The sequence below is a fragment of the Paraburkholderia aspalathi genome (genome assembly GCF_900116445.1).
Taxonomy (GTDB): Bacteria; Pseudomonadota; Gammaproteobacteria; order Burkholderiales; family Burkholderiaceae; genus Paraburkholderia; species Paraburkholderia aspalathi.
The window spans coordinates 162,599-183,031 of sequence record NZ_FPBH01000020.1; the positions used below are offsets into that span (position 1 = coordinate 162,599).

The 20,433-nt window shown below is 63.7% G+C and carries 18 protein-coding genes; 14 read left to right on the forward strand and 4 right to left on the reverse strand.

Features of this window, described 5'->3' with window-relative positions; all coding sequences use genetic code 11:
- Window positions 1-103 precede the first annotated feature (103 nt).
- Window positions 104-2,593, forward strand: coding sequence for a DUF6600 domain-containing protein (locus tag BM438_RS27340; RefSeq protein ID WP_093640573.1), 2,490 nt, complete (start codon window positions 104-106; stop codon window positions 2,591-2,593).
- A gap of 132 nt (window positions 2,594-2,725) precedes the next feature.
- Here the strand turns inward: BM438_RS27340 and BM438_RS27345 are convergent, their stop codons facing one another.
- Window positions 2,726-3,697 carry a thymidylate synthase gene (locus tag BM438_RS27345; RefSeq protein ID WP_093640576.1) on the reverse strand — a complete coding sequence of 324 codons (972 nt, stop codon included), beginning with the start codon at window positions 3,695-3,697 and terminating at the stop codon, window positions 2,726-2,728.
- Window positions 3,698-3,882: 185 nt separating this feature from the next.
- On the reverse strand, window positions 3,883-5,277 hold the full coding sequence (locus BM438_RS27350) for a sigma-54 dependent transcriptional regulator (protein ID WP_093640579.1): 1,395 nt from the start codon (window positions 5,275-5,277) through the stop codon (window positions 3,883-3,885).
- A gap of 536 nt (window positions 5,278-5,813) precedes the next feature.
- On the opposite strand from BM438_RS27350, the gene BM438_RS27355 reads away from it, so the two are divergent.
- The 9 genes from BM438_RS27355 (at window position 5,814) to BM438_RS27395 (ending at window position 14,378) form a co-directional block, all read left to right on the forward strand.
- Window positions 5,814-6,374: a hypothetical protein gene (locus BM438_RS27355; protein ID WP_093640583.1), complete on the forward strand. Its 561-nt coding sequence runs from the start codon at window positions 5,814-5,816 to the stop codon at window positions 6,372-6,374.
- Window positions 6,375-6,436: 62 nt separating this feature from the next.
- On the forward strand, window positions 6,437-6,928 hold the full coding sequence (locus tag BM438_RS27360) for a hypothetical protein (RefSeq protein ID WP_234487939.1): 492 nt from the start codon (window positions 6,437-6,439) through the stop codon (window positions 6,926-6,928).
- Window positions 6,925-7,572 (forward strand): hypothetical protein, encoded by a 648-nt coding sequence (locus tag BM438_RS27365; RefSeq protein ID WP_093640586.1) that lies wholly within the window; start codon window positions 6,925-6,927, stop codon window positions 7,570-7,572. The genes BM438_RS27360 and BM438_RS27365 overlap by 4 nt, the downstream gene beginning before the upstream one ends.
- Window positions 7,573-7,601: 29 nt before the next feature.
- A complete protein-coding gene (locus BM438_RS27370; RefSeq protein ID WP_093640589.1) occupies window positions 7,602-8,999 on the forward strand; it encodes a serine-rich family protein in 1,398 nt (465 codons plus the stop codon).
- Between the two features lie 168 nt (window positions 9,000-9,167).
- Window positions 9,168-9,782, forward strand: coding sequence for a C39 family peptidase (locus BM438_RS27375; RefSeq protein ID WP_234487016.1), 615 nt, complete (start codon window positions 9,168-9,170; stop codon window positions 9,780-9,782).
- Window positions 9,783-9,788: 6 nt separating this feature from the next.
- Window positions 9,789-10,589 carry a peptidase C39 gene (locus BM438_RS27380; RefSeq protein ID WP_093640595.1) on the forward strand — a complete coding sequence of 267 codons (801 nt, stop codon included), beginning with the start codon at window positions 9,789-9,791 and terminating at the stop codon, window positions 10,587-10,589.
- Between the two features lie 101 nt (window positions 10,590-10,690).
- Complete coding sequence (locus tag BM438_RS27385) at window positions 10,691-12,133, forward strand: hypothetical protein (RefSeq protein ID WP_234487017.1); 1,443 nt, start codon at window positions 10,691-10,693, stop codon at window positions 12,131-12,133.
- Window positions 12,134-12,319: 186 nt separating this feature from the next.
- Window positions 12,320-13,765 (forward strand): sigma-54 dependent transcriptional regulator, encoded by a 1,446-nt coding sequence (locus BM438_RS27390; protein WP_372341968.1) that lies wholly within the window; start codon window positions 12,320-12,322, stop codon window positions 13,763-13,765.
- Window positions 13,766-13,877: 112 nt separating this feature from the next.
- Window positions 13,878-14,378 carry a dihydrofolate reductase gene (locus tag BM438_RS27395; protein ID WP_054036133.1) on the forward strand — a complete coding sequence of 167 codons (501 nt, stop codon included), beginning with the start codon at window positions 13,878-13,880 and terminating at the stop codon, window positions 14,376-14,378.
- A gap of 168 nt (window positions 14,379-14,546) precedes the next feature.
- On the opposite strand, the gene pmbA is transcribed toward BM438_RS27395, so the two are convergent.
- Window positions 14,547-15,917, reverse strand: coding sequence for a metalloprotease PmbA (pmbA, locus tag BM438_RS27400; RefSeq protein ID WP_054036131.1), 1,371 nt, complete (start codon window positions 15,915-15,917; stop codon window positions 14,547-14,549).
- Between the two features lie 234 nt (window positions 15,918-16,151).
- Between pmbA and yjgA the strand changes: the two genes are divergently transcribed.
- Together yjgA and mog are read left to right on the forward strand one after the other, a co-directional pair.
- Window positions 16,152-16,763: a ribosome biogenesis factor YjgA gene (gene yjgA / locus BM438_RS27405; protein WP_093640688.1), complete on the forward strand. Its 612-nt coding sequence runs from the start codon at window positions 16,152-16,154 to the stop codon at window positions 16,761-16,763.
- Entirely contained in the window at window positions 16,744-17,400 is a 657-nt protein-coding gene (gene mog, locus BM438_RS27410; RefSeq protein WP_093640601.1) for a molybdopterin adenylyltransferase, read from the forward strand. The genes yjgA and mog overlap by 20 nt, the downstream gene beginning before the upstream one ends.
- A 62-nt stretch (window positions 17,401-17,462) precedes the next feature.
- Here the strand turns inward: mog and orn are convergent, their stop codons facing one another.
- The gene (gene orn, locus BM438_RS27415) at window positions 17,463-18,071 is read right to left on the reverse strand and encodes an oligoribonuclease (RefSeq protein WP_093640604.1); all 609 of its coding nucleotides are present in this window, start codon (window positions 18,069-18,071) and stop codon (window positions 17,463-17,465) included.
- Between the two features lie 159 nt (window positions 18,072-18,230).
- On the opposite strand from orn, the gene BM438_RS27420 reads away from it, so the two are divergent.
- Together BM438_RS27420 and rsgA are read left to right on the forward strand one after the other, a co-directional pair.
- Window positions 18,231-19,490: a M48 family metallopeptidase gene (locus BM438_RS27420; RefSeq protein ID WP_093640607.1), complete on the forward strand. Its 1,260-nt coding sequence runs from the start codon at window positions 18,231-18,233 to the stop codon at window positions 19,488-19,490.
- Window positions 19,487-20,428: a ribosome small subunit-dependent GTPase A gene (rsgA, locus tag BM438_RS27425; RefSeq protein ID WP_093640610.1), complete on the forward strand. Its 942-nt coding sequence runs from the start codon at window positions 19,487-19,489 to the stop codon at window positions 20,426-20,428. The genes BM438_RS27420 and rsgA overlap by 4 nt, the downstream gene beginning before the upstream one ends.
- Window positions 20,429-20,433: the final 5 nt, after the last annotated feature.

Here is a 20,433-nt window from a genome sequence, read left to right on the forward strand (position 1 = left end):
CGCTCGTGGGGAAGCCTTACAAAAGTGGGGGCCTTGAAACAAACCGCAAGGGTAGAGTGACTCTCACGGATGTCGCACGATGCGCGTCCGTCGGAGAGAAATCATGAGAACAGTGACCACACCCCAACAATCGAAACGCCGGATCACCGGCTACACGCTGATCGCTGCCGCGGCGTTCCTGTTCGCGGCGCAAGCCACCCTCGCGCAGGAAGCCGAACAGGCGCCGCCAGGGGTTGCTTCACAACAGAACACCGATCCGCCTGGGCGTGTTGCACGTCTGAACTACACTGCCGGCGCCGTGACCACCGAACCGGCCGGCGCAACCGACTGGTCATACGCACAGATCAATCGCCCGCTCACCTCCGGCGATCAGTTGTGGAACGATCAGAACGCACGCTCCGAACTGCACATCGGTTCGACGGCCGTGCGCCTCGGCCAGTCCACCAGCCTCGACATCCTCAATCTCGACGACAACAGCGCGCAGCTGAAGGTCGCTCAGGGCACGTTGTCGGCACGCGTGCGCGAACTGGCGCCGGGCTCCACCTATGAAATCGACACGCCGAATGTGGCGCTCGGCCTGAACGGCCCCGGCGACTATCGTGTCGACGTCGCGCCGGACGGCAGCAGCACCACCGTCACCGTGCGCAGCGGCAGCGCAACCGTGTACGGCGACAGCGGCCAGGTGCCGGTCGCGGCCGGCCAGCAGATCCGCTTTGCCGGCACCAACCTGCAACAGGTCGCCGACAACGGCGCGCCTGGTCTCGACGGCTTCGATCAATGGGCAGCGAGCCGCGACGCAGCGGAAGACCGCTCGGTGTCGGCGCGCTATGTGTCGCGCGACATCCCCGGCTATCAGGACCTCGACGCCAACGGTACGTGGCGCAGCAGCCCGCAGTACGGTGAAGTGTGGGTGCCGCGCGCGACACCCGCAGGGTGGGCGCCTTATCACGACGGCCATTGGGTATGGCAAGCGCCGTGGGGCTGGACCTGGGTCGACGACGCGCCGTGGGGCTTCGCGCCCTACCACTACGGCCGCTGGGCCTACGTCGACGACTCGTGGGCGTGGGTGCCGGGACCAGTCGTGGTCAGCGAACCGCCTGTCTACGCACCCGCACTGGTTGCCTTCGTGGGCGGCGGTGGCGGCGGAGTCGACTGGGGCGTGAGCCTGGCGATTGGCGGCGCGGTCGCTGCCGGCGTCGCGTGGTTCCCGCTGGGCCCGGGCGAACCGTGGCACCCGCACTGGGGCGATCACGATCATTGGAGCCCGGGTTACTACAACCGCGTCAACAACACGACGGTCGTCAACAACTACAACCGCAACGTGACGAACGTGAATGTGACCAACATTCACAACACGTACATCAACTATCGCGCGCCGGGTGGCGTGACCGCGGTGCCGGCGACGGCCTTCGTGCATGGTCAATCGGTGGGCCGCTTCGCGCAGAAGGTTGACCCGCAGCAGTGGCGCAACGCGCGGATCAATCCGGGCGGTCCGGGGATCGCGCCGGTGAAGGAAAGCTTCGGACCGGGCCTGCGTAACGCGAATTACCGTCCGCCGGCCGGCGCGATGGCGCGCCCGGTTGTGGCTACCCGCAGTCCGGCCGTGCCGGCGGCGTACCACGACAGTCTTGCGCAACGTTTTGCGCAGAGCGGCGGACGGGTGCCGGGCGCGGGCGCGCCGATCGTGCGAACCTCGGTGCCGGCTCACATGGCGGGCGGTCCTGGGGCCATGCCGGTGCAGAACGTGCGGGTCGTGCAGTCGCATATAGCAGGACGGACACCGGGTGCAGCGCCGGGTGCACCGGGTGTGCCGGGTGCGCCTAATGGCATGCAGCAGGCTGGTCAGCGGCCGGGCGAAGCGCCGGTCAACGGTCAACCGCAACGTGGCGGCGAACCACAGGCGCGGCCGGGCATGCCGCCGCAAATGGCCAACATGCATCAGCAACCCACCGAGGCAGCGCATCCGTCCAATGGCGTGCCGCGTCCGCCGCAAGCGAACGGCGCGAACCCGAACGCTTTCGCGCAGCAGCACGGCGCGCCGATGCAGGCAGGTCAGCAACCGGGCGCAGAAGGAAGGCACGAGCCTGCATGGACGCAGCCGCATACGCCGATGGCCCAGCAGGCGCAGCAGCACGGTGCCCCGCAGGAACAGGCTCGCCAGCCGGAGGCACGTCCTGGGCCGCAGCAACAGGTTCAGCGCCAGCCAGAAGCGCAGCCGCCGCGCGCACCTGAAGTGCACGCCCAGCCGCAACAGATGCAGCAGGCGCAGCAGCAACCGCGTCAGGAATATCGTCCGCAGCCGCAACAGGTACAGCAGCCGCGTCCTGAACCGCAACCGCAGCAAGTGCAGCAGCCACGTCCGGAGCCGCGCCCGCAACCGCAGCAGGTACAGCAGCCGCGCCCTGAGCCGCGCCCGCAACCGCAACAGGTGCAGCAGCCGCGCCCTGAACCGCGCCCGCAACCGCAACAGGTGCAGCAGCCGCGCCCTGAACCGCGTCCGCAGCAGGCGCAGCAGCCGCGCCCCCAGCCGCAACCGCAGCACGCCGACCAGCATTCGAGCGGCGGCAATCGTGACGAGCATCACAAAGGCTAAAGGTTACGCGCGCAGCTAGATGCGCTGACAACCCGATAGCCGGAAAGCGGCAAGAAAAAACCCCCGCGATTCGCATCGCGGGGGTTTTTTCTTTGAGCAGCCTGCGAGCAGATGCTCAGCGCGCGTTCACGCTCAGACCGCCATCGGCGCCGTGAGCGGCTCGTGATGCCGGTAGCCGACCAGCGAGAAGTCCGACGGCTCGATCTTCTCGAGCCATTCCGGCTCATACACGCCCGTTTTCGCATAGTCCGGCACACGGTCCGAGATCGCGAAAGCCGGGCTTTCATAAGGCTCGCGCGTGAGCTGTTGCTGCAACATGTCGAGCTGGTTCTCGTAGATGTGCGCGTCGCCGATGAAGTAGGTAAACCAGCGCGGCGTATAACCCGTCAGCCGGCCGACCAGATGCAGCAACGCAGCGCCTTCGGTCAGATTGAACGGCGTGCCGAGGCCAACGTCGTTGCTGCGAATGTACAAACACAGCGAGATTTCGCGCCGCGCAACATTCGGCAGGAACTGATAAAGCAGGTGGCAAGCCGGCAGCGCGATCTGGTCCAGCACGGCGGGGTTCCAGGCATGAAACAAAATTCGCCGATCGGCCGGGTTCTGCATGATCGTGTCGAGGCATTGCCGCAACTGGTCGATCGCCTTGTACAGCAGCACCTTGGGGCTGCCGTCTTCCTCGAATTCCGTCACCACCTGGAAGCCACGCGCCGTGGCATCGGCCAGCTGCGCGGCGGCGCCTGCGTCCAGCACCTTGTAGGCCGGCCACTGGCGCCACTGCACGCCATACACGTCGCCGAGATCGTCCGGGCCCTGGCGATACGGATTGGCGAGCCATTGCGGATTCTGGTTGGCGTTCGCGTCCCAGACCTTGCAGCCGAGATCGCGGAAATCCGCGGCGCTGCGCGAGGCGCGCAGAAAGCCGACCAGCTCGCCCACTGCCGACTTGAACGCCAGTTTTTTCGTGGTGACGGCGGGAAAGCCCTGCTGGAGGTCGAAGCGCAACATCGCGCCTGGCATGCTGATGGTGCGGATGCCGGTGCGGTTCTCCTGCCACGTGCCGGTGTCGAGAATCGTGCGGACGAGGTCGAGGTATTGTTTCATGCGGGTTCCTTCGACGAAGCGCGCGCCTGGTCAGGCACACACGCCACGGAGATTGAGCGGAAAACCCGATTTTAACAAGCGCAGCCCGACGGCGCCCGGTCGAGGCGCGCCGCGGAGAAAATATCGGTGGCTAAGGGGCCACTAACCGGGCCGCTGAGCGGGCGCTAAGTGGACAACGACGCCCGTCAGAGATGCGGCACCGAGGCCGGCAATTCGCCGTGCGGCGTGACCAGCGGTTCGCCTTCCATATGGCGCATGCCGTGCGAGCACAGCAGGCGATACAGCGTCACGCGTGAAATGCCGAGTTCCTGCGCGGCGTCGCCGAGACGGCCGCGATGACGCAGCAGCGCGAGCTCGATGGCCTGGCGTTCGGCCGCTTCGCGCGCCTGCGCGAGCGAGACCGGCACGATCTCCACATACTCGGCCAACTCGAGATCACGTGCCGTGATCGCGCGCCCTTCCGACATCACGATGGCGCGCCGCACGCGATTGATCAACTCGCGCACGTTGCCCGGCCAGCCGTAGTTATGCAGCGCCGCGATGGCGTCGGGCGCGAAACCGCGCAGACGGCGGCTTGCATCTTTCTTGAAACGTTCCAGCATGTGCCGCGCAAGCAGTTCGATATCCTTACCACGTGCACGCAACGGCGGTTCGTCGATTTGCAGCACGCACAGACGGTGATACAGATCGGAGCGGAACCGTCCTTCGATCATCGCGGCCGTCATATCTACGTGCGTTGCCGAAATGATGCGCACGTCGACGTCGATTGAACCGTGGCCGCCGAGCCGCTCCACCTTGCGCTCCTGCAGGAAGCGCAGCAGGCTCGCCTGGCTTTCGAGCGGCAGATCGCCGATTTCGTCGAGAAACAGCGTGCCGCCGTTGGCCGCTTCCACGCGGCCGATCTTGCGCTGGTTGGCGCCGGTGAACGCGCCGCGCTCATAGCCAAATAGTTCGGATTGCAACAGATGTGGGGGAATCGCGCCGCAGTTGATCGGCACAAAAGGCGCGTTACGGCGCGCCGAGCGTTCGTGGATCGCGACCGCGGTCAGCTCCTTGCCGGTGCCCGACTCGCCTGAGATAAATACCGGCGCGTCGGTCATGGCCACTTTGCGGATCGAGCGGAACAGCGCCAGCATCGCGTCGCACGAACCGACCATTTCACCTTCGGCGCCTTGCGAAGCGTCGTTCGATGCCGGCTCGCCGAGCGAAATCATGCCGTATGCATGACCGACCGAATCGACGATCCTGTCGCCCGAGTACGGCACCGTTACATAGTCGAAACAATAGTCCCGCACGAGCCGGCGCAAGGCCGCGTCCTGCAATTGTCCAGGTGTGGTGGCCGCAACCCAGCCGACGTTCGGCATGGTCAGACAGGACTCGAAGGCGGCGATTTCGTGTGGCTGAAAATCACTAGACAGATCGAGCAAGCCGCCCGCCGCCATTCCGGCGCGAACAGCACGGCGCACATCGCGCGCCGACCCCACGACTTCGACATGCCAGCCGCGCTGATGGAAGCGAGTATTCAGTTCCGCGCTCGGATCGCGTGAAACGTAAATCAGTTGCCGCGTTGCGGGTTCCATTATTCAGATCCTCTCGTCAACGAACGTTAAGGATGACGCACGCACCTGAACTTCAGTTCAGACACGCTGACTCGTTCGGGATTCGCGATATAGCAAAAACCGAACGGCCATTCCATTCCGTGCGGACAGCTGATCCCCAAGAAAGCGGCGTGTGTGTTTGAGACGGCCCGTTAGCGGGCTTTTTTAAATCTGAAGCTGTTTTCGAGAGCTTACTATACACGCGCCGCTTGGAAAACAATTATGCGAATTTAATCGGGGACCCCTTGCCCAGCAAGGCCAAGCGGCCAATAAATAGTTATTCAGCTTATGAATAAAAGCATTGTGGAAGCGCTTTTCCTAGCGTAGACCCGAAGGTACTTCATACCGTCGGATTTAACGAATTACAGGTATTTTCTGCCTGCCGTTTCAGCGCTGAAACGTTTTTGTCCGATTTCTTACCTGTTACTCCGCGGTATGCGGGTCACATCCAGACGCACCAATGGATTGCGACTCATGGCACACGTTTCGCTAAATGCTGTGCACCAAGGAGACACATCATGCGACTCGCTTTCCGCATCGACCTGAGCAGCATTGCACCTTGCGCCGCACTATGCGCCGCCGCGGTGACCTTGACCGTGCTGTCCGCTGGCGTCAATGCACAGGAATTCGCGCTGCCTCAATCCGCCACGATGGCCGAAACCGCCGATGCCGGTTCCGCCACCCTCGCGAGCACGACGCTCGCAGCGGTGGCCTCGCCGACCACGACGGTTGCGGATGTCACGCATACGACAAGCGCCGCCGCGGTGGACAACACCGTGGCCGCCACGAACGACAGCGCCGCGCCCCGCAGCGATCTGGCCGGCAACGCGCTGAGCATTTCCGCCGACGCCGCGTCTATGACCGATCTCGTGCTGGACGATCAGGCGCTGTCCCACCAACGCGGCGGCTTCGGCGGCATGTTGATGGTTTCAGCAACGCCGCAACTGATGCGCGGCTTTAACAACAGTGGCAACGGCGTAACGCTGTGGGACGAAATTGCCCCGCCGTCGCAGTTGCCGGTTCCCGTCGACGTCGCCCGCTCCGCTCAAGGCAACGTCACGAGCTACCAGAGAAATTAGCACGACGCGCCGCTCGCTGCCCAAGACCGCACCGACCGATCGTCCGCCCGCAAGGAACTGACATGAACGCCTCAACCCAGAAGCCGAACAGCAGCCGCCCCTCGGCAGCCGTGCTGTGCGCGCTGCTCGGCGTGCTCGCTGCCGGCGCCGTAACGAGTGCCGCCGCGCAGCAGTTGACGCAGCCGGGCAACCTCATTATCGAGCGCGACATCACGCCACGCGATGCGTTCGTGCCGGTGCCGAAGAGCCAGGACCCGATCGCGGTCCAGGTCCAGACGTTCCCGAGAGCGACCTTCGATGGCGCGATCGGCACGATGGCGAGCGATCTCGACCTGAACGGCGCGCACGGCACGGCCGGCATCGCCGGCAACGGCTATATGCCTGCACTGGTCGGCGCCAACGGCATCACACACATGCTGGCGGGCGCCGGCAACAACGTTCCGGTCGGCGCGGGCGCCAGCTTCGGCGGCGCAGGTGGGATCGGCAGCTCGATTGCCCAGTCGGTCAGCAGTGCACTCGCCCCCTTGGGCGCAGCTCTAGGAGCCATGAAATGACAACGTCACGCGCACCGGCCAAGCGCCTTCCGTCACGCAAACAGTCGCGCTGGCCCCTGCTTGCCTGGGCAGTGCTTGGCTGCGCGAGCTTCGCGGCCCATGCCCAGTCGCTGCCGGCCCAGATCGACGCGGAGTCGGTTATCGGCAAAGGCGCGGTCAGCGGCAGCCTCGGGGTCATCGCCATCAACGAGACCTCCGGACTCGATAACGCACAAGCGAATCAAGGCGTGTTCACCAACGGAGCCACGCCTCTCAACCTGATCGGCAGCTTGCAGGGCGCGGCCACCAACGCCAAGACGGCGGCTGCGAAAAGCACGATCAGCAGTAACGCATTTTCAAACACCTCTGGCCTTATCGAAGTGAATCAGTCGGCGGGTGTAGGGAATCTTCAGCGGAACAGCGCCGTAGTTGGTTCTGGACCGATTGGAGCGGAGATCGTAGCGGATGGGGTGCTATCCGCTACGACCGCCAAGGGCGGCGGTCTGGGAAGGTCTGGCGAAAACCACGACGTACGCGAGGTATCCATCGGTACGGATGCGCTCAAAAACGTCAGTGGGATCGTTCAGATCAACCAGACAGCCGGCTCAGGTAACGTCAGTTCAAACAGTTTTGTGCTCCGTCCCCCGGCGGGCACCTTTTTCTAACGAGCCACACTCTTTATCGGAGCGTCATCATGAAGCGCACTCTCATTGCAGCGGCCGTCCTGTCGACGTTGGCAGCAAGCTCGGCTTACGCCGAATGCACGGCCGGCTGCGACCCGGCTGAGCTCTTTACGGCAACCAACATCTACACCGACATTGGCGAATTCGGTTTCATTACCTTGCGCGGCCACGTCAATGTGTCGAGCAGCTCCGGCGCCACGGTCAACAACACCCAGAATGTAGACATCGGTGGCGTCAACATGAAGACGCCTCCGCAGAGCTACACCAGCGGCCACGTAACCACGACGATCGATTCGACCAAATCCTGGTTCAATGGCAGCGGCGGTGGCTCGAACTACGCGGTTCACTCGTCGTACAGCGCTGGCTCGTTTGCCGAAGGCTCGCAAGAACAATCGGCTGCAGCTTACGCACAAGGCCACAGCTTCGGCGAAAGCAGCGGCTTCTCGCAAGGCTACCAAGCATCGGTTGCCGGCGGCAGCCACGTCAACACCCACAACAGCGCGAACGGCTATCTGGCAGCCGGCTTCATCGCTGGTCTCGGCGGCGGCAATGGCGTGATCTTCGGCGGGGTAGCGGCAGGCTTCGCCGCCGCACTGAACACGCACTCCTCGGATAACTTCGGCGGCTACTTCGCCGAGCAGTCCTCGGGACACCAGGCCGCATGGGGACAGGAACATTCGTCCGGCTACTTCGCGCAGGCTGCGGAACAAAGCGCCTCGGGCTACTACAAGGCCAGCCATGTCTCCGCGAGCGCCAACGCATGGGGCTGGAGCGCGCATGACAGCATCAGCGCAGGCACAGTGAATGTCTACGGCAGCATCACCGAGCACATCAACACCGAAAAACCGACGGTGATGTCTGCTGCGATCGGCGACGGCGCATTGCAAACCGCGAACGGCAATATCGGCGTCAACATGGCCACCGGTGTCGACAACGCGCAATCCAATGATGCCGCCCTGTCCAACATGGACGTCGGCCCCGTGTTCGGCACTGCGCAGATCTACTCGACGCAATCGTCGGACGGCAAGGCGCGGATTGGTGACTTCAACTTCACCGCCAGCGTCGGAGCCGACGTGCTGAAGGGCGCGACCGGCAACATCGGGGTGAACGTGGCGTCGGGTGTCGGCAACGTGCAAAACAACAGCCTCGCCGCCTCGGCCACCACGGATAGCAGCAGCAGCGGCATGGGCTGGGGTCATAAGGGCGGCAAGGATGGCGGCGAAGTCATCGCATCCGACCAGAACTGCCAGACCGCAGGAGCAAGCGTCAGCGGCAACTTCACCGGTTCGTCGATGCTCGGTTCAGGCGCTCTGTCCAATGCAAGCGGCAACATCGGGGTGAATATCGCGTCGGGTGTAGGCAACCTGCAACACAACGGCCTTGCAGTCGCCAGCGTGTCGCATCAGTAACTAAAGCAGTATCGCAGGAAGACACCGGTCAGCCTCGTGCTGGCCGGCTGTCTCCGCAGGGGGGGACATACCATGTTCGGGGTGAGCAGGGTAACGCACGGCTTTTTCCTGACACTCTTCGCTGGACTCGTGCTTTCGCAGACGGGTCACGCGCAGAGTGCCCTTTCCATGAACGCAGCAGCGGGCGTGCCGTTCGACGTGAACGTGCGTTCGATCCGCGAGATCCGCTACAACCACATCGTTTCGCAGCGTTACGACTACAGCTGCGGCTCGGCCGCTCTGGCCACGTTGCTGAAGTACGGCTACGGCATCGACATTCCCGAACCCGAAATGATCCAACGCATGATGGTGTTTTCGACACCAGAGGTGGTGGTCAAGAACGGTTTCTCGATGCTTGACATGAAGAAGTTCGTCGAAACGATCGGCCTGCGTGGCCGGGGTTTCCGCGTGACGCCTGAAGCGCTCTATCACCTGCAGATTCCTGTGCTCGTGCTGATGAACAGCGACGGCTACGAGCACTTCGTGATCGTCAAGCACGCGGAAGACAGCCGCGTCTTCATTGCCGACCCAGCGCTCGGCAACCGCATCGTCATGGAAGACGACTTCGTCAAGAAATGGAACGGCCTCGTATTCGCGGTCGTCGGCAAGCCATTTATGGAGGATTCTCCGCTCTTGCAAGGCAACGAGTCGCTCGCGCTCAAGCTGCGTGAACGTGCACTGGAAAACGGCACGGCTGCGACTCCCTTTGTTGAATACGGTTTGATCAAGGCAGAGTTGTTCTGACTCATCATGGACCGAAACTTACTCACCATTGGCTGTGCGTTGTGTTTCACAACGTGCGGCCTCGCATCAGTCGCACACGCTGCCGAGCAGACATCTATGGTGTTTGAAGACGTCGGCGCGCTCAAGCTCCAACCTGTCGACGACGCCATCCTCGCCAACCAGACCGGCAAAGGCATCGTTGGGGACATCATTTCGGGTGTCGTTATCACCCTGCTGTCGCAATGGCAGTTGCCGAACGGCGCCACCGCTGTCGCCTCGGGCTCGCTCGCCATCGGTACAAACACGCCCAACCAGCCGAACGTCCAGTTCAATTCAACGGCCTCCGTGACCGGTCCGAACATGGGCGGCGGCAGCGGCGCCAACCGCAACGCCAGCGCAACCGGCGGGCAGAACGTCAGCGTCAACGGCGTCTCGCAGATTACCCAGGTGGCCGGCAACGGCAACCTCGGGACGAACCAGGCGCTGATCGATTTCGACGCCTCGCCTGGCAGCCTGGCGGGCGGGTCCTATAACAACGCAACGTCGGCCGCCGCAAGCAATTCGAACGGCTCGGTGAAAGCCTCCGTCAGTCTCGCCAACGGCGGCATTTCGATTTCGTTGCAGACGCCCAGCGGTATCGCGACCCAAACCATCGCGCCGTCCAGTGTGCTGCAGGCCGGCAAGATTGCCCAACTCTTGCAGATCGCAGGCAATAACCAGCAAGTCGCCAACCAGTTGCAACTGCATTTGCAGACGCAGCCGATGTCGGCCTCGATGCTGCGCCAGATTGGCGTCCTACAAGCCCTGCAAAACACGGTAAGGAGATAACACGGGCCGCCACCCGACCAGGAAGGAGACCGAAGTACCAAACGACCGCGTGATGCACAAGGAGACATGCGACGCGCAGTCAGAATACCGGGGGAACAAAAATGATCAGATTCTCAAAGAACGGGGCGCCGCGCATGGCGTTAGCGGCTATTCCAGCCGCCGTCATGCTGTTTGCGCTATCGCAGGGGGCCAGCGCGCAAGCGCTCGCCGATCAATCGGTTGAAGAACGGCTGAACACGCTCATGCGTGTTGTCAGCGAGCAGCAAAAGCAGATCATCTCACTCGAACGGCAGGTCACGAACCTCGAAATGTCGCAGCGCGGCCGCGGCGCACCGGGTTACGGTGAGCAGGCCGGCAGCGCGGCGGTCGCCGAGCAGCCTGGCGCAGACGGCCTGCCTGTGCCGTTGCCACCGCTTGCCCAGGTGAACCCGGGTACTCCCGCGCCGGGGGGCGCCACGGGTACCGCGACAGGTGTGCCGGTCACGCCGCCCGTGCCGGAAGGCAGCGGTGGTGGTGGCGGCCTGCCGGCCGCGACCGACGGCAGCGGCGCGATCGGCCAGACGCAGAAGGCCGCGCAACCGGTGCGCACCCAATCGGAAGACGCAGTGGTGCAAAGCCAGCAGCACACGCCGCTGTTCGAGCACAAGCTGACCCTCGACTGGGGTATCAACGATACCTACTACGATCGCCGCCAGTTGCAACTGTCCGGCTTCCTCGCGCTCGACGCGATTTTCCTCGGCAACATCAACCTCGGCGAGACCAAGTCGCACCAGGTGATGGCCGACCTCGACACGCGCTACGGTCTGACCGACCGCATCAGCGTCGACGTCGACGTGCCCTATGTCTACCGGCACAGCAATTTCATCGTCGGCGGAGCCGGCGGAGCGGCGAATACGGTCTCGGATGCCTCGGCAAATTCGAGCAATATTGGCGACGTCAATTTCGGGATCTACTACCAGTTCCTGAAGGAAACCAACAATCTGCCGGATGTGGTCGGCAGCCTGCGCATCAAGGCGCCGACCGGTACGTCGCCGTTCGGCATCAAGCTGGCGCAGGTCGATGCCAACAACACCAACCTCGTCGCCCCCACCAAGCTGCCCACCGGCACCGGCTTCTGGAACATCACGGCGGGCCTGTCGTTGTTGAAGACCTACGATCCGGTCGTGCTGTTCGGCAGCGTTTCGTACACCTACAACATTGCCCGCTCGTTCCAGGACATCTCGTCGGTCATCGGTCAGACCGAACCGGCAACGGTCAAGATCGGCGACGTCGTGCAATTCGGCGGCGGCGTGGCGCTCGCGTTCTCAGACAAGGATTCCGCCAGCATTTCGTACACCATGGCGCTGGAACCCGAGTCGCAGACCAAGTCGCCAGGCGGAACCTATTCGAAGGTGCCGGGCAGCGAGACCACCGCGGCCGCACTGACCTTCGGCTTGAATCACGTAGTGAACAAGCACTTGACGATCAACGGTTCGGTATCGGTCGGCCTCACGCCCGACACGCCGAACTTCGTGATCGGTGTGCGTTTCCCCTACACTTTTTGACGTGTCAACGATACGAGGTTGATCGTGCGCGAATCACCCCATTTGAGCAGCGTTACACCGCCCTCCGGCACTCATCTGTCGATTGCCCGAGCGTCGGATGTTTCTGTGACACGGGCAGCGGAAGTCCTCGTGGGGCGGCCGTCGGAAGTCTCTTTGGCGCGACCTCAGGAGGCCGCTGTGGGACGCTTGCACGAGGCGTCCCCGGCCGCGAATGGGAGCGGTCTGCTGCATGCGCGGACCGATCGGTCGCTGCTGTACGTCGCGCGCACGCCGGACGAAGCGCTCGCCGCTCATCTGAAGAGCCGCGGCTGGCATGTGATGGTCGCCCGCTCGGCGCATGAGGTCTCGCGCCTGCTCAAACCCGATGTGATATGCGCCGGCATCGTCGACCTGGCCAGCTTTGCGCCACGCGATCTTGGCGGGCTCGAAGCGAGCCTGCGTCAACAGCAGATCGGCTGGATTGCGCTCGCCACTTCGGAACGCCTCGCCGACGCCAACGTGCGGCGCCTGATCCGCCACTACTGCTTCGACTACGTCAAGACACCGGTGGCCAACGCCACGATCGACTACCTCGCCAGTCACGCATTCGGCATGGTGACGCTGTGCGATGCCGATGAGATTCCGCCTGCCGCGCCCGCTGCCGACGACGAAGATGAAATGGTCGGCACCTGCGAAGCGATGCAGCAACTCTTCCGCACGATTCGCAAAGTCGCCAACACCGACGCCAGCGTGTTCATCTCAGGTGAGTCCGGCACCGGCAAGGAACTCACGGCGCTGGCGATCCACGAACGCTCGCCGCGTCGCAAGGCGCCGTTCATCGCCATCAACTGCGGCGCGATTCCGCACCATCTGCTGCAATCCGAACTATTCGGCTACGAACGCGGCGCGTTCACCGGCGCGAACCAGCGCAAGATCGGCCGGGTCGAGGCCGCGGACGGCGGCACCCTGCTGCTCGACGAAATCGGTGACCTGCCGATGGAAAGCCAGGCGAGCCTGCTGCGCTTTTTGCAGGAAGGCAAGATCGACCGGCTCGGCGGCCGCGAATCGATTCCCGTGGACGTGCGAATCATCTCCGCTACCCACGTGGATCTCGAGATCGCGATGCGCGACGGCCGGTTCCGCGCCGACCTGTTCCACCGCCTGTGCGTGCTGCGTGTCGACGAGCCGCCGCTGCGCGCCCGCGGCAAGGACATCGAGATTCTTGCGCATCACATCATGCACAAGTTCAAGACCGACAGCGCGCGCAAGATCCGCGGCTTTACGCCATCGGCGATCGAGGCAATGTACAACTACGGCTGGCCCGGCAATGTGCGCGAACTGATCAACCGGGTGCGCCGCGCGATCGTGATGGCGGAAAACAAGCTGATTTCCGCCGAAGACCTCGACCTTGCGCAGTTCACCGAGCAGGAGACCATGAGTCTCTCGCAGGCGCGCGAAGCCGCCGAGAAACGCGCGATCGAAGCTGCGCTGCTGCGGCATCGTCATCGCTTGAACGAGGCGGCGATCGATCTGAATATTTCGCGCGTCACGCTGTACCGGCTGATGGGTCACCATGGACTGCGGGAATTGGTCGCCGTTGATGACAAAGCGTCGTTTGAACCGAGCGTCGCCGACGAGGCTGCTCACGAATGATGCGGCGCCTGGCGGGGTACCGGCTGCCCGGCCGGTGCTCCGCCGACTTGCATGGCGGCACGGCGTTGCACCTCAGGTAGAATCATCCTGGTTACGTTCCCCTTTCCATTCGATGACGACGCTCACCTTGATCGTCGCTCGCGCCAATAACGGCGTGATCGGCCGCGACAACCAGTTGCCCTGGCGACTTCCCGAAGACCTCGCGTTCTTCAAGCGCACCACGATGGGCGCGCCCATCATCATGGGCCGCAAGACGCATGAATCGATCGGCCGGCCGTTGCCGGGACGCCGCAACATTGTCGTGACACGGGATGCCGCACGGCGCTTTCAGGGTTGCGACGCGGCCACCACGCTCGAAGACGCGCTGAAGCTGGCCGCCCAGGATCAGGCCCCGGAAGCGTTTCTGATCGGCGGCGCACAGTTGTATGCGGAAGGTTTGCGTCAGGCGGACAAGCTGATCATCACCGAGATCTCCGCCGACTTCGAAGGCGACGCCACCTTCCCCGAACTCGACGAAAGCGAGTGGGAAGAAGTCGCGCATGAAACGCATCGCGCCGACGCGCCGAATGACTTCGATTACGCGTTCGTGACGTATAAGCGCAAGGGCACTTGAGGGTGTTGCAGCGGGACTGACTGAGGGTCTGCGGTTCGCTTCGCGCATTTGCCATTCGTCTTTCGCCGCTACTCATCGTGCACGCATAAAAAAACGCCACGCAATTGCTTGCGTGGCGTTTCTGTTTGCAGCGCCGTTGTGCAGCCGGCCAGCGCTTGATCGACCCGCTTACTGCCCGGCGATCGTCATCCGTTCGATCAGCACCGAGCCCGTTTCCTTGGTGCCGCGCGTGATCGTATCCGCGCCGATCGCGACGATATGGCGGAACATCTCCTGCAAGGTGCTCGCCACCGTGATTTCCTCGACCGGATACTGGATCTTGCCGTTCTCGACCCAGAAGCCCGACGCGCCGCGCGAATAGTCGCCCGTCACGTAGTTCACGCCCTGCCCCATCAGTTCGGTCAGCAACAGGCCCGTGCCGAGCTTCTTCAGCATTTCTTCGAAGTCGTCTCCCGGGCGCGTCTTCGAGCTGCGCAGCGACAGATTGTGCGAGCCGCCGGCGTTACCGGTTGTCTGCATGCCGAGCTTGCGCGCCGAGTAAGTGGACAGGAAATAGCCTTCCACTACACCGTCCTTCACCACCGAACGTTGTTTCGTGCGAACCCCTTCTTCGTCGAACGGCGCGCTACCCATTGCACGCGCGACGTGCGGATCTTCGACCACCTGGACGTGCGGCGCGAACACCGGCTTGCCGAGGCTATCGACGAGGAACGAGGTCTTGCGGTACAGCGCGCCGCCGCTGGTGGCCTGGACGAACGCGCCGAGAATGCCGGCGGCGAGCGGCGCTTCGAACAGCACCGGCACCTTGCGGGTGTCGAGCCCGCGCGCGCCGATGCGCGACAGCGCCCGTTGCGCGGCGTAGCGGCCCACCGCTTCCGGATCGGCGAGGTCGGCCGCGCTGCGGGTCGACGTGTACCAGTCGTCGCGCTGCATGTTGCGCGCGCTGCCGGCGATCGGAGCGCAAGCGATGTAGTGGCGCGAGTACGGATAGCCGGCAAGGAAGCCGCGCGACGTAGCCAGCACGAATTGCGAGTGCTGCGCCGAGACGCTCGCGCCTTCCGAGTTCTTGATCTGCGGATCGGTGGCGAACGCGGCGTCTTCCGAGCGGCGGGCGATTTCCACCGCTTCGTCGGCCGTCAGATTCCACGGGTGATACAGATCGAGATCGCGCGGCGCGGTTTCGAGCAGGTCTGCCTCGGCGAGACCCGCGCAGTCGTCTTCCGCGGTGAAGCGGGCGATGTTGTACGCCGCCGCGACCGTGTCCTTCAAGGCTTGCGACGAAAAATCCGAGGTGCTCGCGTTGCCGCGCTTGTTGCCGATGAACACCGTCACGCCGACCATCTTGTCGCGGTTGTGTTCGATCGTCTCGACTTCGCCGCGCCGCACGGAGACGGACAGGCCGTCGCCTTCGGAGATCTCGGTCGCCGCGTCGGTGCCGCCGAGCGACTTCGCGTGACGAAGGATGTCCGAGGCGATTTCCTTCAGTTCATCCTGGGTATGCGGAAAAAAGCGCTGCTTGACGTCCATGTCTGCTGCCATTGTCGTTGCCGTCCTGTTCGGGGCCGAGCGGCCCTGTGTGTTCGCCCATGCCACGCACCTGCGTGCGCATTTGCTGGTGCATTTGCGTGCGCGTTTGCGTAGTCACGCATCCCGCGATCATAGCAAGGGTTGCGAAGCCGTACCTGGCATTCGCCGCGTCCGCCGGAGCCGGCGAGCGCACTTGTGCGCAGCAGCACGGCGGGTCCGGCGTGCGCGGCACGCTACAATATCGGTATGACACGCAAAACCCGCATTCAACCCATCGAATCCGCCGAGCCGGAAGTCGACGAGAACGGCTACGACCGCCCCAGCAAGTCCCAGCTCAAGCGCGAAATGCACGAGCTGCAGGAACTGGGCGCGGCGCTGATCGCCCTGCCGAAAGATGCGCTCAAACGCATGCCGATGCCCGAAAAGCTCGACGACGCCGTGCGCGAAGCGCGCCGCATCACCGATCACGAAGGCAAGCGCCGCCAGGTGCAGTACGTCGGGCGCGTGATGCGCTCGCTGCTGGACGAGGAAACCGCCGCCCTGCGCACCGCGCTCGACACCTATAACGGCGTCAACAAGGCGGAAACGGCCAAGCTGCACTGGATCGAGCGCACCCGCGAAAAGCTGCTCGCCGACGACGCCGCGCTGACCGAATTCATCCGCCAGCACCCGAACGCCGATCCGCAGCAAGGCCGCACGCTGATCCGCAACGCCCGCAAGGAAGCGCAGCAAAGCAAGCCGCCGCGCTATTTCCGCGAGCTGTTCCAGTGGATCAAGAACGCCGACGGCCCGTCTGCCGACACCGATTCCGATGCAGAAGACGCGCTGGAAGACGACGATGACGACCGCGACGAATAAGGCAACGCGTAAGCTGGTGCGTGAGCATCCGGACGAAATCGTGATCGGCCTCGTGTCGATCAGCGATCGTGCGTCGACGGGCGTCTACGAGGACAAAGGCATTCCGGCGCTGCAGGAATGGCTCGGCGCCGCCCTGACCTCGCCGTTCCAGGTGGTCACGCGCCTGATTCAGGACGATGCGCCCACCATTTCCACCACGCTGATCGAACTGGTCGATGAAGTGGGTTGCGATCTGGTGCTGACCACCGGCGGCACCGGCCCGTCGCGCCGCGACGTGACGCCAGAAGCGACTTTGGCGGTGGCGACCAAGGAAATGCCTGGTTTCGGCGAGCAGATGCGGCAAATCAGCCTGAATTTCGTGCCGACCGCGATTCTGTCGCGCCAGGTGGCGGTGATCCGCGAAACCGCGGATCACGCGGCGCTGATCGTCAACCTGCCGGGGCAGCCGAAGTCGATCAAGGAAACGCTGGAAGGTTTACGTGACGCAGACGCGGGGGGCGCCGTGAAGGTGCCGGGGATTTTCGCCGCGGTGCCTTACTGCATCGACCTGATCGGCGGCCCGTATGTGGAAACGAACGCCGACGTCGTGAAGGCGTTCCGGCCGAAGAACGCGGTGCGCGCCCCCCGGCAGGGTTGAGTTCAAAGCCGCGGCGATGTTACTCCACTAACAGCGCAACCGCCGCCGCAGCCACAGCTGCGTTACTCCGCCGCCGGCGCTTCCGGCGCCGTCGGAATCAGGAAGTGCTCGCGGTAGTACTTCAGCTCGTCGATCGATTCATGGATGTCGGCCAGCGCCGTGTGCATGGCGCGTTTCTGGAAACCCTTGTAGATCGCCGGCTGCCAGCGGCGGCACAATTCCTTCAGCGTGCTGACGTCGAGATTGCGGTAATGGAAGAAGCGTTCCAGATCCGGCATCCAGCGCGCCATGAAGCGGCGGTCCTGGCAGATCGAGTTGCCGCACATCGGCGATTTGCCCGGCGGAACATAAGCGCTAAGAAATTCGCGAATCTGTTCGGTCGCGTCGGCTTCGCTCACCGTCGACGCCTTCACGCGGTCGATCAGCCCCGAGCGGCCATGCGTGTTCTGGTTCCACTGATCCATTTTGGCGAGCGTTTCGTCGCTCTGATGAATCGCCAGCACCGGCCCTTCGATCAGGCGGTCGAGCGTCGAATTCGTCACGACCACCGCGATTTCGATGATGCGGTCGGTGTCCGGCTCGAGGCCGGTCATTTCCATGTCCAGCCAGACGAGATTCATGTCGCTGCGCACGAGCGGCGGCTGTTCGGTGGAGGCGAGGATGTCAGTCATGAAGGCAGCCCTGATGGCCGCGCAGACGGCTTCTCCGGAAGCGCGCTTGCCGCGGCGAATGTTCGTATGAGATTGGTTAAAGCCGGGTTTGATCTTATCCCCCCGCCGCCAGGCGGGAAGAAACATATAATTCTCGCATAGATACCACGGAATCCCCGGATGCCTACCCTGTACTTCACTGTTCTGTTCGTCGTCGCCGTCGTGGCGATGGTCGGCACCAAGCTGTGGCTCGCGTCGCGGCAGATCCGCTTCGTCGCCGGCCATCGCGAGCAGGTGCCCAGCCAGTTTGCCGGCACCATCGCGCTCACCGCGCACCAGCGCGCCGCCGACTACACCGTCGAACGCACACGCCTCACCATGATTGAGATCGTCGTCGGCGCGGCAGTGCTGATTGGGCTCACGCTGCTGGGCGGCGTGCAGGCGCTCGATCTGGCGATCTCCGACTGGCTGGGCCGCGGCTACGCCGGTCAGATCGCGCTGGTCGCGGCGGTGATCGCGATCACCAGCGTGATCGATCTGCCGTTCGAGTACTACCGGCAATTCGTGGTCGAGCAACGCTTCGGCTTCAACCGCATGAGCAAGGGTATTTTCTTCCTCGACCGTCTCAAGGGCGTCCTGCTCGGCGCCGCGTTTGGCCTGCCGCTGCTGTTCGTCGTGCTATGGCTGATGAACCAGGCGGGCAGCCTGTGGTGGCTGTGGACGTGGATCGTCTGGGTCGCGTTCCAGTTGCTCGTGCTGGTGCTGTATCCGTCGTTTATCGCGCCGCTCTTCAACAAGTTCGAGCCGCTCAAGGACGAGGCGCTGAAAAGCCGCATCGAAGCACTGATGAAGCGCTGCGGGTTCGCCGCCAAGGGCCTGTTCGTGATGGACGGCAGCCGTCGTTCGGCGCACGGCAATGCGTATTTCACGGGCTTCGGCGCGGCCAAGCGGATCGTGTTCTTCGACACGCTGCTCGCGCGCCTGTCGGGCAACGAGATCGAAGCGGTGCTCGCGCACGAACTCGGCCACTTCAAGCGCCGTCACGTGATCAAGCGGATGGTCGTCATGTTCGCGCTCAGCCTCGTGATGCTCGCCCTGCTCGGCTGGCTGACGCAATGCGTCTGGTTCTATGAAGGACTGGGCGTGCGGCCGTCGCTGATCGGCGGCAATAGCGGCCTCGCGCTGGTGCTGTTCTTCCTCGCGCTGCCGGTGTTCCTGTTCTTCGTCACGCCGCTCGGCAGCCTCAGCTCGCGCAAGCACGAGTTCGAGGCCGATGCCTTCGCCGCGACGCAAACCGATGCGCAAGACCTCGTCAACGCGCTCGTCAAGCTGTACGAGGACAACGCGTCGACCCTGACGCCCGATCCGCTCTACACCGCGTTCTATTACTCGCATCCGCCGGCGTCGCAGCGGATCGACCGCCTGTTGCGGCACGCATGAGCGGCCGCTCCCCGAAAGCGCCGCGCGCGCCGTCCAGCACGCGCGTAGGCGGCCTGGTGATTGCCGCTCACGGGCGACACTACCTGGTCGCGCCGGAAGACGGCAGTCCGATGCTTCAATGCTTCCCGCGCGGCAAGCGCAGCGAAGTGGCGGTTGGCGACCGCGTGATTTACGAACCGACTTCGGCGGATCAGGGTGTGATCGTCGAAATCGGCGAGCGGCGCAATCTGCTGTATCGCTCCGATCAGTACAAGTCGAAACTGTTTGCCGCGAATCTCGACCAGTTGCTGATCGTGCTCGCAACCGAGCCGCATTTCAGCGAAGACCTGCTCGGCCGCGCGCTGGTCGCCGCAGAGGCAAACGAGTTGAAGCCGTTGATCGTGCTGAACAAAATCGACGTGACCGGCGCGCTGGAGGGTGCGCGTAAGCGGCTCGAGCCGTACCGCGCGCTCGGCTACACCGTTGTCGAAGTGTCGATCAAGACGCAGCCTGAGGCCGCGCGCCCCGCTTTGCTCGAGCATCTGCAAGGTCACTCGACGCTGCTGCTCGGCCAGTCCGGCATGGGCAAATCGACGTTAGTGAATCTGCTGATTCCGGATGCCGAAGTCGCGACGCGCGAGATCTCGACCGCGTTGAACAGCGGCCGGCACACCACCACGTTCACGCGGCTCTACCCTTTGCCTAGCGCCGACGGCGGTGCGTTGATCGATTCGCCGGGCTTCCAGGAATTCGGCCTGCACCATCTGACCGAAGGCCGGCTCGAACGCGCGTTTCCCGAGTTCCGGCCGTTGCTGCCGAACTGCCGCTTCTACAACTGCCATCACTTGCAGGAGCCGGGCTGCGCGATTCTCGAAGCGGTCGCCGACGGCAGCATCCGGCGCGAACGGCATGCCCTGTATGCGCAACTGGTACACGAAGCCAGCCAGATCGTGCGCTAACGCGC

Excerpts from the sequence above, each read along its gene's own strand:
- BM438_RS27340 (WP_093640573.1), top strand. The coding sequence starts at position 104 with ATGAGAACAGTGACCACACCCCAACAATCGAAACGCCGGATCACCGGC.
- BM438_RS27345 (WP_093640576.1), bottom strand. The coding sequence starts at position 3,697 with ATGAAACAATACCTCGACCTCGTCCGCACGATTCTCGACACCGGCACG.
- BM438_RS27350 (WP_093640579.1), bottom strand. The coding sequence starts at position 5,277 with ATGGAACCCGCAACGCGGCAACTGATTTACGTTTCACGCGATCCGAGC.
- BM438_RS27355 (WP_093640583.1), top strand. The coding sequence starts at position 5,814 with ATGCGACTCGCTTTCCGCATCGACCTGAGCAGCATTGCACCTTGCGCC.
- BM438_RS27360 (WP_234487939.1), top strand. The coding sequence starts at position 6,437 with ATGAACGCCTCAACCCAGAAGCCGAACAGCAGCCGCCCCTCGGCAGCC.
- BM438_RS27365 (WP_093640586.1), top strand. The coding sequence starts at position 6,925 with ATGACAACGTCACGCGCACCGGCCAAGCGCCTTCCGTCACGCAAACAG.
- BM438_RS27370 (WP_093640589.1), top strand. The coding sequence starts at position 7,602 with ATGAAGCGCACTCTCATTGCAGCGGCCGTCCTGTCGACGTTGGCAGCA.
- BM438_RS27375 (WP_234487016.1), top strand. The coding sequence starts at position 9,168 with ATGAACGCAGCAGCGGGCGTGCCGTTCGACGTGAACGTGCGTTCGATC.
- BM438_RS27380 (WP_093640595.1), top strand. The coding sequence starts at position 9,789 with ATGGACCGAAACTTACTCACCATTGGCTGTGCGTTGTGTTTCACAACG.
- BM438_RS27385 (WP_234487017.1), top strand. The coding sequence starts at position 10,691 with ATGATCAGATTCTCAAAGAACGGGGCGCCGCGCATGGCGTTAGCGGCT.
- BM438_RS27395 (WP_054036133.1), top strand. The coding sequence starts at position 13,878 with ATGACGACGCTCACCTTGATCGTCGCTCGCGCCAATAACGGCGTGATC.
- pmbA (WP_054036131.1), bottom strand. The coding sequence starts at position 15,917 with ATGGCAGCAGACATGGACGTCAAGCAGCGCTTTTTTCCGCATACCCAG.
- yjgA (WP_093640688.1), top strand. The coding sequence starts at position 16,152 with ATGACACGCAAAACCCGCATTCAACCCATCGAATCCGCCGAGCCGGAA.
- mog (WP_093640601.1), top strand. The coding sequence starts at position 16,744 with ATGACGACCGCGACGAATAAGGCAACGCGTAAGCTGGTGCGTGAGCAT.
- orn (WP_093640604.1), bottom strand. The coding sequence starts at position 18,071 with ATGACTGACATCCTCGCCTCCACCGAACAGCCGCCGCTCGTGCGCAGC.
- BM438_RS27420 (WP_093640607.1), top strand. The coding sequence starts at position 18,231 with ATGCCTACCCTGTACTTCACTGTTCTGTTCGTCGTCGCCGTCGTGGCG.
- rsgA (WP_093640610.1), top strand. The coding sequence starts at position 19,487 with ATGAGCGGCCGCTCCCCGAAAGCGCCGCGCGCGCCGTCCAGCACGCGC.